General features: G+C 66.8%; 13 protein-coding genes. 2 read left to right on the top strand and 11 right to left on the bottom strand.

Annotated features, from left to right (window positions below; all coding sequences use genetic code 11):
• Nucleotides 1-31: 31 nt before the first annotated feature.
• From NS1_RS10615 to NS1_RS10640, 6 genes are all read right to left on the bottom strand, one after another.
• Entirely contained in the window at nt 32-1,660 is a 1,629-nt protein-coding gene (locus NS1_RS10615; protein WP_084503640.1) for an acyl-CoA synthetase, read from the bottom strand.
• A 101-nt stretch (nt 1,661-1,761) separates the two neighbouring features.
• Nucleotides 1,762-2,256, bottom strand: a complete 495-nt coding sequence (locus tag NS1_RS10620) for an ArsR/SmtB family transcription factor (protein ID WP_056815846.1) — start codon at nt 2,254-2,256, stop codon at nt 1,762-1,764.
• Nucleotides 2,257-2,354: 98 nt separating this feature from the next.
• On the bottom strand, nt 2,355-2,987 hold the full coding sequence (locus NS1_RS10625; protein ID WP_062983770.1) for a hypothetical protein: 633 nt from the start codon (nt 2,985-2,987) through the stop codon (nt 2,355-2,357).
• Nucleotides 2,988-3,115: 128 nt separating this feature from the next.
• The gene (locus NS1_RS10630; RefSeq protein WP_056812679.1) at nt 3,116-3,493 is read right to left on the bottom strand and encodes a PIN domain-containing protein; all 378 of its coding nucleotides are present in this window, start codon (nt 3,491-3,493) and stop codon (nt 3,116-3,118) included.
• Entirely contained in the window at nt 3,490-3,792 is a 303-nt protein-coding gene (locus NS1_RS10635) for a type II toxin-antitoxin system Phd/YefM family antitoxin (RefSeq protein ID WP_062983772.1), read from the bottom strand. Before NS1_RS10635 ends, NS1_RS10630 begins: the two co-directional genes overlap by 4 nt.
• Before the next feature lie 123 nt (nt 3,793-3,915).
• On the bottom strand, nt 3,916-4,899 hold the full coding sequence (locus tag NS1_RS10640) for an AurF N-oxygenase family protein (RefSeq protein WP_084503641.1): 984 nt from the start codon (nt 4,897-4,899) through the stop codon (nt 3,916-3,918).
• A 216-nt stretch (nt 4,900-5,115) separates the two neighbouring features.
• On the opposite strand from NS1_RS10640, the gene NS1_RS10645 reads away from it, so the two are divergent.
• Nucleotides 5,116-6,078, top strand: coding sequence for a DUF5996 family protein (locus NS1_RS10645; RefSeq protein WP_062983777.1), 963 nt, complete (start codon nt 5,116-5,118; stop codon nt 6,076-6,078).
• A 19-nt stretch (nt 6,079-6,097) separates the two neighbouring features.
• Here NS1_RS10645 and NS1_RS10650 read toward each other — a convergent pair whose 3' ends face one another.
• From NS1_RS10650 to NS1_RS10665, 4 genes are all read right to left on the bottom strand, one after another.
• Nucleotides 6,098-7,111, bottom strand: coding sequence for a TIGR03617 family F420-dependent LLM class oxidoreductase (locus tag NS1_RS10650; RefSeq protein WP_062983779.1), 1,014 nt, complete (start codon nt 7,109-7,111; stop codon nt 6,098-6,100).
• A 149-nt stretch (nt 7,112-7,260) separates the two neighbouring features.
• Complete coding sequence (locus NS1_RS10655) at nt 7,261-8,037, bottom strand: DUF1206 domain-containing protein (RefSeq protein ID WP_062983780.1); 777 nt, start codon at nt 8,035-8,037, stop codon at nt 7,261-7,263.
• A 314-nt stretch (nt 8,038-8,351) separates the two neighbouring features.
• The gene (locus NS1_RS10660) at nt 8,352-9,566 is read right to left on the bottom strand and encodes an acyl-CoA dehydrogenase family protein (RefSeq protein WP_056812627.1); all 1,215 of its coding nucleotides are present in this window, start codon (nt 9,564-9,566) and stop codon (nt 8,352-8,354) included.
• 30 nt (nt 9,567-9,596) lie between these two features.
• The gene (locus NS1_RS10665; protein WP_062983782.1) at nt 9,597-10,991 is read right to left on the bottom strand and encodes an acyl-CoA dehydrogenase family protein; all 1,395 of its coding nucleotides are present in this window, start codon (nt 10,989-10,991) and stop codon (nt 9,597-9,599) included.
• A 129-nt stretch (nt 10,992-11,120) separates the two neighbouring features.
• On the opposite strand from NS1_RS10665, the gene NS1_RS41585 reads away from it, so the two are divergent.
• Nucleotides 11,121-11,549: a hypothetical protein gene (locus NS1_RS41585; protein ID WP_062983784.1), complete on the top strand. Its 429-nt coding sequence runs from the start codon at nt 11,121-11,123 to the stop codon at nt 11,547-11,549.
• Nucleotides 11,550-11,571: 22 nt separating this feature from the next.
• Here the strand turns inward: NS1_RS41585 and NS1_RS10675 are convergent, their stop codons facing one another.
• Complete coding sequence (locus NS1_RS10675) at nt 11,572-12,333, bottom strand: alpha/beta fold hydrolase (RefSeq protein ID WP_062984090.1); 762 nt, start codon at nt 12,331-12,333, stop codon at nt 11,572-11,574.
• Nucleotides 12,334-12,351 lie beyond the last annotated feature (18 nt).

Genomic DNA, 12,351 nt, shown 5'->3' on the forward strand with positions numbered 1-12,351 from the left:
CCGCGCTGTCTACTCCGTGTCGGCCAGGGGCCTATCCCTGTGAGACCTCATAGTCGATGAGGGTGCGGCGCACGATCTTGCCGGTGGCGTTGCGGGGCAGTTCGTCGAGGAAGACCACCTCGCGCGGCACCTTGAACCTGGCCAGGTTCGCCTTCACGTGCGCCTGGAGTTCGGCTGCCTCGACGGTGTGACCTTCTTCGAGAACGACGAAGGCGCGCAAGCGTTTTCCGAATTCCGGGTCGTCGACGCCGACCACCGCCACGTCGAAGATCTCTGGCCGCTCGACCAGCAGGTTCTCGACTTCCTGCGGGTACACGTTCTCGCCACCGGAGACGATCATGTCGTCGTCGCGGCCGTCGACCATGAGCAGCCCGGAGTCGGTGAAATGGCCCATGTCGCCGCTGGACATGAAACCGTCGATGATCTGCTTGTGCCTGCCGTCGGTGTAGCCCTCGAACGGCGCGCCACTGCGCACGAAGATCCGGGCGCGGGTGCCGGGTGTGCGGACCGGCTGGTCCTGATCGTCGTAGAGGCGGACCTCGCAGGTGATCGGCGACCGGCCGACCGTGCCCGGCGCTTCCGCCAGCTCGGCCGGGTTCGCGATGGTCGCGATCGCCACCTCGGTCGACCCGTAGAGGTTGTAGAGCACCGGTCCGAAGACCTCGGTGGCGCGGATGCACAGCTCGGGGGTAAGCGCGGAACCGGCGAACAGGATCACCTTCAGCGACGACAGATCGTATTTCGCGTGGACCTCCGGCGGCAGCTCGGTCATCCGGTGCAGCATCGTCGGTACGCAGACGAGCATCTCGACCTTGTGCTCGGCGATCGCGGCGAGGGTGGCCTCGGCGTCGAATCGACGGCGCATGACGATCTTGTTCGACAGGATCGTGTTGACCAGCCAGGTGCCGAGGCCCGTGCTGTGGAAGATCGGCGACACGATCATCGCCGTTCCCCGCCGGGGGAAGGGTATGCGGTCGACGAACTGGGCGGTGGCCATCGGCGTGACCTTGGTGCGCGGTGCGCCCTTCGGCAGGCCGGTCGTGCCGCTGGTGAGGATGATGAAGCCGCCCGGCTTGCTCGGCGCGGGCAGATCATCGGTGGAATTTCCCGCGATGAGGTCATCGAATGTCGTCGCACCAGAAGGAAGCTCGGTGCCTTCGTCGACCCAGGTGAGATAGCGCGGTAGATCGTCGGGTAAGGCGTCGAGCAGGCCGAGGAACTCGCTGTCGTGCAGCACCGCGCGGACGTTCTCGCGTGCGCACACCTCGGCGAACTGGGGCTTGGCGAAGCCGGTGTTCATCAGCGCGATCCGCGCACCCAGCTTGCCCGCCGCGATCATCGACATGATCAGGCCGCGGTGATCGCGGGCCAGCACGGCGATGACCGTGCCCTCGCCGATGCCCTTTTCGCGCAGGCCGCGGGCGATGGCGGTGGACTGCTGGTCGAGTTCGCGGTAGGTGAGCTCACCGCGCTCGTCCACGAGGGCCACCTGATCGGGGGCGATCCGGGCCGAATGGCGCACGAGGGTGGCCTGCGGGCCGTAGATCTTGGATTCCTTCATCGTCCGCAGTGTCTCGAGCGGCGTCTTGGGGTCGGAGACCCCGCGTGCGCGCAGCACGCCGAGCGCCTTCACGCTTTCGAGCAGATGTGACACGTTCACTCGACTACCTCCGCTGATGTGATCACTCGACGCTCACCGTAGCAGTCGATGTGCCTTGCGTCACAGTAGTCTAACCGGGCAATTGGGACATCTCCACAAGATCAGCGCTGGGCCGCCGCCAGCACCGCGAGGAGCGGGACGAGCCTGCCCTCCGGCACCTCGAAACGGCCCAAGCCCGCGGTCTGCAACCAGCCGACGGCGGCCAGCTGGCGCAGGTGCTGGTAGATCTCGGGCGAGGTGCCCAATTCCGCGATGGCGGCGAGATCGGCGGCGGTTCTGCGTCCGTAGACGATTTCCTGAAGCAGCCGCAGACGAACCGGATCGGCAAGTGCGGCAAGGCAATTGGCCGCCTCGATGGTCCACACGTCACCGACGATGGCGTCGGTGGGGTACTGCGCTTGCCAATCGAATCGCTCGCCGGTGGGCAGTTGCAGAGCGCCCGCCAGCAGCACACCGCCGGTGCGTTTGCCCGCATCGGCGAATTCCTGCCGCAGGCGTGCCACCGCCCACGGCAGCTGCGCGTCCTCGGGCCGCACGCTCTCCAGCGCGGCAACACGGCGTTCCAGTTCTTCGAGTCGGTCGACCAGATCCTCCACGTCGGTCAACCTACGCCACACCGAAGCTGTTGCGCTGCATCATCGAAACGACAACGCACCCCGGGACCGAGTGGACCCGGGGTGCGAGTGGACCAGAGTCAACGCGTGACAGCGCCGAACGAGGGCTGCTGGATCGTGCCGAGCTGGTAGGCGAACCCGTCCGGGTGCGCCTCGTCGACGGGCACCGGCCAGCGGTGCCACAGGTTGCCGTAGACCGCGGCCACGATGAGCCCGCCGCCGGTGTTCAGCGGCGCGGTGCGGATGGTGGTGTCGACCGGCACGTCCTGGTGTTCGTTCAGGACCGCGGTGCCGCTCTGCCCGTTGGACAGATTCAGCCACATGACCTCGAGCTTGGCGGCACCCTGATTGGGCGAGATGGTGCCCGGCCCGCCGAAGAAGCCGAAGCGGAAGCCGTCGATATCGAGGGCGATGCCCGAGCCGTACACCCCGGGTCCGCTGCCGTTCTGGCCGACATCGGAGGTCGCGGGGATCTGGAACGGCTGCGCGGGCAGTGCGACGTCGACCTTGCCCTTTGCGGTGAGCTGGTCGAGGGCGGCGAGTGCGCCCGGATTGTTCGCCACCGAGGTGCGCAGCTGCGAGACGGCCGAGGCCACATCGACAGTCTGTGGCTTCGGATCCGCGACCGCGGGGCCCGCGAAGACGATGGCGACGGCGGCCGACGTGACGGCTACCGCGGTGGTGAAGCGACGCATGAAACTCAGATGATGCATAACCAGCTCTCCTCGAGTGTTCCTGGTGCAGCTTTCCCTGGTAATTCGTCCGCTGTGCACCGTACCGACAGCGGATGTGGGCTCCGTCACTACCCCGGGAAAGCCGAATTCAGAACCTCTGGAATGGGCTATGGCATGTTCGCGATCTCTACTTTGTAACCGCGATACAGCTCGGGTTTGGCGGTGAGGATCGGCATGTCCAGATTCTGCGCGGTGAACACCACGGGCGCGATCAGCGGCCAGTCGAGGTGGTCGTCGACGATGGGCACCGTGGTGCCGATGCGGATGGCGGTGGGCGCGTCGAGTTCGGCCCAGCGCACGGCGACGCGATTGTCGAGCAGGCGGCCGAGTTCGTCGATGTTGTCGACGGCGCGCATCGCGGCCATCAGGCTCACGGTGGGCACCACCAGGATTCGGCGCTGCTGGGTGAACTGGCGCATGATCACCTGCCCGAACAGCGGCGACAAGGCCAGCGAGGTGAGCGCGGTGTGATCGGCGACGCTCACTGCTGACTGTCCAGCGCGCCCATCAGCTTGCTCAGTTTGGCTTGCGCCTCGGCGATGTCCTCCGCGGAATGCTGGGTGATCCTGGCGTCGAGCTTGCCCAGGATCTGTTCGCGGAGATCATCGTTGAAGTACGCGGGGGGCAACGCCCCGTGCCGCAACACCCCAGCGGGTACCACCGCGACCAATTCTTTCCCCTCCCGCGTCACGATCACCGGCCGTCCGCTCGCGGACACCCCGTCGAAAACACTGCCCAGCTGACCACGTAACTCGGTCAGGGGCACACTGTCGTAATCGGCCATAGTCAACTGTACATGGTGGTGTACAGCCGATCGATGATTTCGCTGCAAGGGGCCGGAGTCGAAGAGAACGCCGACGGCCCGCCGGAACGGTGATCCGGCGGGCCGTCGTACTCACTCGATCACTCAGGCGACTTTGCGAGCCGGTTCGCTGCGGTAGCGGGTCACCGGGCCGTCGATGCCGAGCAGGCGCCAGGTGAGCTTGGCGACTGGGTTCATCAGGCCGCTGTTCGTGGCGAGGGCGCGCACGTCACCGAAGATATTGCGCATCGTGGTTTGCGATTCCTCGCTGCTCCAGTAAGCCTCCCGCATGACCTCCGCCGGAATGTCGAACTTCTCGACGAATTCCTTCGGCGGCGTCATGATCATGTCGAGCATCACTCGCATGGCGATCGGGAAAGCCACGGAGAGCACCGATTTCGTGATCGGGTTCATGCCGGGCACGTTCCGGCGCAGGTATTCGTGGGCGAACGAGATATGCCGGGCTTCCTCGGCCACGTGGATCTGCATCACCCGCTGGACCATCGGATGCAGGTCGACGCCCGCGCGCAGCAGCGACTTCTGCAGGTGGTCGATCGGTTCCTCGCCGCCGAGGATCATCGTGAAGAACAGCTCGGGGAAGTACTTCACCGCGGGCCAGATGGCCATCGTCAGCTTGCGATCGATGGTGCCCATGCCGACCACGTCGCGATAGCCGATGCGGTTGATCATTTCCTGGAACATCATCGTGTGGTTGCACTCTTCGGCAGCCTCGTGCGTGACGTACCGGAATTCGGGGTCACCGTTGGGGACCGACACCAGGTACTGCATCAGCCCACGGATCAGCAGCTGCTCGAAATCCAGGCCGACCTTGGCGATACCGGCCTGGCGCCACATGCCGATGGCGATCTGCTTCTCGATCGGCTGGGCCTTGTACCAGGGGTGACGGCCGAGCGGGTCCTCGTCGGGCATGATCCAGCGCGGGTCGTCGCTGTGCACGGCGAACTCGGGCGATTCCCAGTCGATGTCGACGTAGGGGTCGAAGTGCCGGTTGACCGAACCTTCGGACAGGTTGCGCAGGATCTCGTGGTACTCGGGATCGGTGGCGGTGTTCTTGATTGTCGACAGCATCAGCGGTGTCTCCTTCGGTGTGGCGCACCCCTACGTTATATGAGACTCGGAGTCCCACACAACCCCGTTGGGGGTCGGGTTCGTCCTTGCGGCACGATCTACCTGCACCGACGTAGGATGAAACGTCGCAGGACACGGTTGACCGGTCAGCCAGCGCACCTGGCTGTGAACGGGCGCGACCCTTGTCGGTCGCGCACCGAGAGAGCGAGGAATCCGATGGCTCGTTCCACTCCCGCCGAGGCCGTCTGGCCGACTCTGCTCGTCGATTCCTGGTCCGATACCCGCGACACCCTGCACATGTGGTCGCAGATCATCGGCAAGCTGAAAATGGCGGGGACACCGCTGGTCAATCACTGGTGGAATGTCACGTTCGCGGTGAGCGCGCGCGGGCTGGCGACCGGTGCGATTCCCGTCGACGGCCGCCTGCTCGATATCGAATTCGACTTCGTCGACCACGAACTCGTGCTGCGCAGCAGCGACGGCCGTCGCGCCGCGATCGCCCTGCGCCCACGCACGGTCGCCGACTTCTACGCCGAGCTCGGCCACGTGCTCGGTCGGCTCGACATCGTGGTCGACATCGAGGCGTCGCCGAACGAGGTGGATCCGGCCATCCCGTTCGCCGAGGACACCGACCATCAGTCCTACGACGCGGACGCCGTCCACCTGTTCTGGCAGCAGCTCGTCCAGATCGAGCGGGTATTCCAGCTCTGGCGTGCCGGTTTCGCCGGGAAATCCAGTCCGGTGCAATTCTTCTGGGGTTCCTTCGACCTGGCCTGCACCCGCTTCTCCGGCCGTCTCGCGCCCACGCACCCCGGCGGCGCCCCGAACTGCGCCGATTGGGTGATGGAAGAGGCCTACTCCCGCGAATGCGCCAGCGCGGGCTTCTGGCCCGGCGGCACTGAAGGCACCTTCTACGCCTATTCCTACCCCGCTCCCGACGGCTACGCCGCCCGTCCCGCAGGTCCCGACGGCGCCAGCTGGGACACCACCCTCGGCGAATTCGTCCTCCCCTACGAATCGGTCCGAAACTCCCCCGACCCCGACGCCACCCTCCTGAACTTCCTCGACACCACCTACGCCTCCGCCGCCGATCTGGCCGAGTGGGACCGGCCCCACCTGGAAGTCGACCCGCACCGCCTCGACCGCCGACTCCACCTCGCCGACCCGACCGAGCTCTGAGCACAGGGTCGGCGCGAAATCAGAACTCCCGCAACAGTTCGGTCAGCAGCGTGGGGTCCACCCGATAGGGTGTGTTGAAGCCGAGCCGTCCGACGATTCCGTCGTAGCGCTCGTGCAGTTGCGCCGCCGCGCGGGCGGGGTCGGTGGCCGTGATCGCGACGGCGTCGAGGAAGTCGTCGTCGATGAGCTCGGCCATCCGATCCCATTCCCCGCTCTTGGACATCTCTTTGAGCCGGGGTCCGAGTTCGGCCCGGTCGTGGAGCTCGAGAATCGGCCAGTAGGCCGGCGTCGATCCGTAGAAGGCGAGCTGCTTTCGGATGGCCTGCCTCGCTGCGGCGAGTTCGCTCGCGGATCTGCCCGTCGCGACCATCGCCGAATGGTGGATCACGATGTCGGCTACGGGTTTCCGCGCGCGCTCCGCTCCCCGCGCCAGGGCGGGCAGGGTCACCTCGCGCAGAAATCTCGGAGTGCAGAACGGGTGCGACATGAATCCGTCGGCGACCTCTCCCGCGACCGCGGTCATCCCCGGCCCCACCCCCGCGAGATAGATCGGCGGCGGGCCGAACCCGGCCACCTCGGCCGCCGCGGGGCGGAACAGCGGCGGCATCAGGGTGTGCTGATAGAACTCACCCTGGTAATCGAGCCGCCCACCCTGCTCCCAGCTCGCCCAGATCGCGCGCACCGCCATCACCATGTCGCGCATCCGGTCGGCCGGTCGGCTCCACGGCATCGAGTAGCGCCGGGTGATGTGCGCGCGGATCTGGCTACCGAGGCCGAGAACGAACCGTCCGCGGGAGTACGCCTGCAGATCCCAGGCGATGGTGGCCAGCGACAGTGGATTTCGGGCGAACGCCACCGCGATCGAGGTACCCAGCTCGACGCGCTCCGTGTGCTCGGCGGCGAGCAGGAGCGGCAGGAACGGGTCGTGGGCCCCTTCGAACGTCCAGATGCCCGCGTAGCCCGCGGCCTCCGCGGCGGCGGCGTCCTTGCCCATCGTGGCGAGCCCGCCGGTCAGCGTTGTGTCGATCTTCAAAACGCACGAATCCCATCACCGTCGTCTGCCGTTCGTCGCGCGGAGTCGGTGACAGCGCGCGACGATTCGACCATCACCGTATCGCTGCACAGAGCCGATCCGGGCTGATCCGGCAAACGCCGAGGATGGGATTCGAGCGGGTCCGCGGGTCAGACCGGGACGCCGCCGTAGGTCCTGCGGTGCTTGGCCTCGAGAAAGGACAGCCCACCGAAGGCGATGAGGCCGAGCGCGATCAGCATGAGCAGCCAAGGGCCGAAGGGATTACCGGCGAAATCATGCAGTACCGCGTCGATACCCTTGGCGGCCGCGGCGTCGTAGTTGACCGCTGCGACCATGGCGGCGAAACCGATGCTGATCACGATCGCGCCCCGAGCGAGATAGCCGATCCGGCCCAGCCAGATCGCGGCCTCCCGCATACCGTGCGTCATCCAGCCCATCCGAAGGTCCTCGGCGAAGTCGAGGCGCAGACCGCGCACCGTCTGCCAGATACCGAAGGCCAGGATGGCGATGCCGATCAGCAGCACGACCACCTGGCCGCCGTCCCAGCTCAGGATGCGGCCGGTCAGATCGCGGGCGACCGCGTCGCTCGGCGTCGGCGTGCGCCCGTGCATCACGAACCGCAGGGTGCCCCAGAAGGCCAGGGCATAGACGATCCCGGAGATCACGGCATAGGCGCGGTGTCCGCCCGAATAGGTCCGCCCCGCACCGGCGACCTGCACCGCGCGCCACACGGCCAGCGCGGCGAAGCCGAACACGAGAATCCACAGCAGCAGGTAACCCAGCGGCTTCGCGGCGATCGCGGCCAGCGCCCCACCGGCATCCGGCTCGTGCTCGGCCGTTCCGATCGCCAGCATGAAAGCGAGAATGCCGATCACGACGTAGGCGACGCCACGCGCTACGAAACCGAAACGAGCGACTGCTTCCACTCCGCCGGAACCAGCGGACCTGCGCGGCGCCCGGTCATAGGACCGGCGGCCCCAGCCCCGGTTTCGGACCGACCGCCACCCGCGCCGGTCGGTTCGGACCCGATCACGTCGCCGATATCTGTTCGCACTGCGAAATACGCTCATGATGTTCCCTATCTCTTCCTCTGCGGTAATGCCCGTACCGTGAGGTTCAAACACCATGAAGAGAATTTGCATGCGGCGAGATCTGCTGCCGGGCAAGCGAATGCGTCGAAAACAGAAAATCCGGTGCGGGTCAGCGGTCGACTCGCACCGGATTTCTGTTGTCTACCAGGTCACTTCAGCTCGGAACTGGTCTTTCCGAGCACGCGGCGAGCCACGATCAGCTGCTGGATCTGCTGGGTGCCTTCGAAGATGTCGAGGATCTTCGAGTCGCGGGCCCACTTCTCGAGCAGGGTGCGCTGGGAGTAGCCGATGGAGCCGGCCAGTTCCACTGCCTTGAGGGTGACATCGGTGCCGGTGCGGCCCGCCTTGGCCTTGGACATCGAGGCCTCGAGCGAGTTCGGCTTCTTGTTGTCGGCCATCCAGGCGGCGCGCAGGGAGAGCAGGTAGGCCGATTCGTAGTCGGCTTCCATGCGCAGGAATTCGGCGGCCGCGGCGGACTGGTTCATCGCGGGGGTGTCGTAGGAGATCTCGACACCCGCCTCGGTGAGCACGCTACGCAGTTCCTCGAGCGCGGCGCGGGTGACGCCGACGGCCATCGCCGCCACGAGGGGACGGGTGTTGTCGAAGGTCTGCATGACCCCGGCGAAACCCTTCTCCACGTTGACTTCCGGCGAACCGAGAATGTTGTCGGCGGGGATGCGGCAGTCCTGCAGCAGCAGTACCGCGGTGTCGGAGGCCTTGATGCCGAGCTTGTGCTCGAGCCGTGCCACCGACAGACCCGGAGCGTCACGCGGGACGACGAAGGACTTGATCGCGGCGCGACCGAGGCTCTTGTCGACCGAGGCCCACACCACGATGTGGGTGGCGCGCTGACCACAGGTAACGAAGATCTTCTCGCCGTTGAGCACCCACTCGTCGCCGTCGAGAACAGCGGTGGTGGTGACGGCGGCGGAGTCGGAACCGAAGGACGGCTCGGTGATCGCCATCGCGGCCCACACCTTGCCGAAACGCGAGAGCTGCTCGTCGGTCGCCACCGCGGCGATCGCGGCATTGCCCAGTCCCTGGTAGGGGATGGTGAGCATCAGGCCGACATCACCCCACGAGGTCTCGAGGGAGTTGAGCAGCGCGGACATGTTGCCGCCGTTGGCATTCGCGGTCAGATCCGCGTCGGCCTCGTCGTTACGGCCGCCCGCGGCGCCACCGATCTTCTGGGTGCCGGAGTCGGCGAGCCCTTCGATCATGGCGGCCATCGTGTCGAGCTCGACCGGGTACTCGTGCTCGGCGAGGTCGTACTTGCGGGAAATGGGACGGAAGATCTGCGAGGCGACCTGGTGGGCCTGGTTGGCGCTCGCCTTCAGCTTCTTGGGGAGTTCGAGATTGATCATTAGGGGGCTCCTGGAAGGTGAGAAACGGGCCTAGACCAGCACGATGCCTTCGGCGACACCGACGGAACGAAGGTCGCGGTACCACCGCTCGACCGGGTGTTCCTTGGTGAAGCCGTGACCGCCGAGCAGCTGCACGCCGTCCAGGCCGATCTGCATGCCCTTGTCGGTGGCCAGCTTGCGCGCCAGCGCCGCCTCACGGGCGAACGACAGGCCCTGTTCCGCGCGCGAGGCGCCACGCAGGGTCACCAGGCGCAGTCCGTCGAGCTCGATCGCCATGTTGGCGACCATGAAGGCCACCGCCTGACGGTGCGAGATCGGCTCGCCGAACGCTTCGCGCTCGTTCACGTACGGGATCACGTAGTCGAGCACGGCCTGGCCGGTGCCGATGGCCAGCGAGGCCCAACCCAGCCGGGCGAGCTGCACCGCGTCGCCGTATTCGGCGGCGCGGGTCTTGGCGTCACTGTCGCCGAGCACGGCATCGGCGCCGACGGCCACGTTGTCCAGGATCAGTCGACCCAGGCCCGCGGCGCGCAGGCCCATGCTCGGATCGGCTTCCACGGACAGCCCGGCGGTATCGGACTCGACGATGAACAGCGCGGGGCGTCCGTCGAGTTCGGCCGCCACGATGAACAGTTCGGCATCGGCGGCGGCCGGGACCAGGCTCTTCACGCCGGTGAGCTTGTAGCCGCTGGGGGAGCGAACGGCCTTGGTCTGCAGGGCGAAGGGGTCGAACAGCGCGCGCGGCTCGTTGATCACCACGGACGCCTGCGGCACCGCGTCACCGGTGAAGGCGGGCAGGTAGGTCTGCTGCTGCGCGTTGGTGCCCCACTGCGACAGCGCGACGGTGACGCCGCTGGGCGCCAGAATCGGCAGTGCCAGGCCCATGTCGCCGTGCGCGAGAGCCTCGGCCACCAGGGAGTTGGTGACGGCGCCTCGCTCGGAAGCCGCGCCTTCCAGCTCCTCGGGGACGTTGATCAGGGTGATGCCGAGTTCGGCGGCGCGCTCGAGCAGGTCGCGCGGGGCCTTGGCGGCATTGTCGGCGTCGTAGGCCGCGGGGCGCAGGATCTCGCCCGCGAAGTCACGCACCGTCTCGACGATCATCTGCTGCTCGTCGGTCGGGGTGAGATCGAAGTAGCCCTTGGTCTTGGCCTCGTTGTCGACCAGACGCTTGGGCTCACCGCTGCCCGCCACCTTCGCGAAGGTACGAGTGGCCGCGCCCAGGGTGCGGAACCCGGTCTTGGTGCCCTCATAGGTGACCCGCTCGATCGGCTTGCGCAGGTTGTACTTCTCCGCGAGCTCCGACCCGGTAATGGTCGTCAAAGCGCGCATCGCGGCGCCCATCCAGTCCCGTTTGGGCTGGCTGAGGCCGACCGCGGACGTGTCGTTCGGACGTCGCTTCGTCGCGCTGTCTCGAGTGCTCATCATCACCTGATTTCCTCGGCTGTCGGGGTGCCTTCGACCCCACCATCTTACTCTTCGGTAAGACTATCTTACTCCGGAGTAAGAAGTGTGCCGACCCGTGGGGGAAATGCCGGTTTCTGTCACCCTGGCCCAGTGCCCGTCATCGCGTCGGTATTCGCGCTCGTTCTGGTGGTCACTTCGGGGCGCTACGACTACCACCGCGACGAGCTGTATTTCCTGGCAGCGGGTCAGCGTCTGGACTGGTCTTACCCTGATCAGCCGCCGTTGTCGCCGTTTCTGGCCAGACTCATGGCCGCGGTCGATCCCGATTCGTTATGTGTCATGAGATTGCCTGCCGTTGGACGGTGGGCGGCGGTCACTTCGGTGTTCGTGGTGAACGCGGTGCTGTCGGCGCTGGTGTTCCTGCCGGTGTGGCCGATCGCGTGGTTGCGGGATTCGCCCGTCCTCGCCATCAACTACGACGCGGGCGAAACCATTGCCTGGCCCCGCTACGTCGAGCAGATCGCCGCCGCACGACCACCGAGGTCGCAACTCTGGCCGCAGCTGCGCACACTCGGCTGAGGGGCCTGGTCCTCGCGGAGATCTAGAGACCGTGACGGTCGAGGAAACCGGTCAGGAGTTTCTCCCATTCGTCGGGGCGCTCGACCATGACGACATGGCCGGCTTCGATCTCCGCGTATTCGGCGCCGGGGATCGCGGCGGCCAGGGTTCGCGAGTTCGCCGGATCGACCAGCAGGTCGGCGGTGGTGGCCACGACAAGGGTGGGCACCGCGATAGCGGCGAGGTCGGCGGTGGTGTCGACCGACTCGACCAGCGCTGCCTGCTGGCGGGTGCCGCCGGGAATCGAGGCGGCGGTCTGACGAACGATGTCGTCGACGGTGGCCGCGGGCAGATTGTTGACAAAGCCGGTGGAGAAGCCGGTGAGCACGGTGAGCCGGGCGAAGGATGCGTGGTCGCCGCGCTCGAGCAGGTCCTGCCAGGCCCGCACGGCCAGCCGGGCGCGATTGTCGGGAGCGGCCAGGCCCGCGGTGAGCAGCAGGCCGGTGACGCGGTCGGGGTGGCGCGCGGCGGCGCGCACTGCCACCGCGGTGCCGAGCGAGAAACCCACGATGGTGAAGGTCTCGACGCCCGCGTCGACGGCTGCCGCCACCAGGGCATCGGCGAGGCCGTCGAGATCCAATGGGGTGTCGTCGCCCGGGTAGTCCGAGGCGACCACGGTGTGCGCTGCGGCGAGCGCGGGAATCACGGTGCCGAAATTACTCTCGATTCCGCCGCCCGCGCCGTGCGCGAGGACGATGCCGGGACCGGAGCCATGGACGGTGGTGTGCAGGGGAATCGTGTTCATGGCGGCGACGTTAGGGAT

Origin of the sequence: Nocardia salmonicida NBRC 13393 (genome assembly GCF_001613085.1) — a bacterium.
Classification (GTDB): domain Bacteria; phylum Actinomycetota; class Actinomycetes; order Mycobacteriales; family Mycobacteriaceae; genus Nocardia; species Nocardia salmonicida.

What these genes read in the sequence shown, in the direction of transcription:
- NS1_RS10625 (WP_062983770.1), bottom strand. Translation starts at nt 2,987, where the DNA reads ATGCATCATCTGAGTTTCATGCGTCGCTTCACCACCGCGGTAGCCGTC.
- NS1_RS10635 (WP_062983772.1), bottom strand. Translation starts at nt 3,792, where the DNA reads ATGGCCGATTACGACAGTGTGCCCCTGACCGAGTTACGTGGTCAGCTG.
- NS1_RS10640 (WP_084503641.1), bottom strand. Translation starts at nt 4,899, where the DNA reads ATGCTGTCGACAATCAAGAACACCGCCACCGATCCCGAGTACCACGAG.
- NS1_RS10645 (WP_062983777.1), top strand. Translation starts at nt 5,116, where the DNA reads ATGGCTCGTTCCACTCCCGCCGAGGCCGTCTGGCCGACTCTGCTCGTC.
- NS1_RS10660 (WP_056812627.1), bottom strand. Translation starts at nt 9,566, where the DNA reads ATGATCAATCTCGAACTCCCCAAGAAGCTGAAGGCGAGCGCCAACCAG.
- NS1_RS10665 (WP_062983782.1), bottom strand. Translation starts at nt 10,991, where the DNA reads ATGATGAGCACTCGAGACAGCGCGACGAAGCGACGTCCGAACGACACG.
- NS1_RS10675 (WP_062984090.1), bottom strand. Translation starts at nt 12,333, where the DNA reads ATGAACACGATTCCCCTGCACACCACCGTCCATGGCTCCGGTCCCGGC.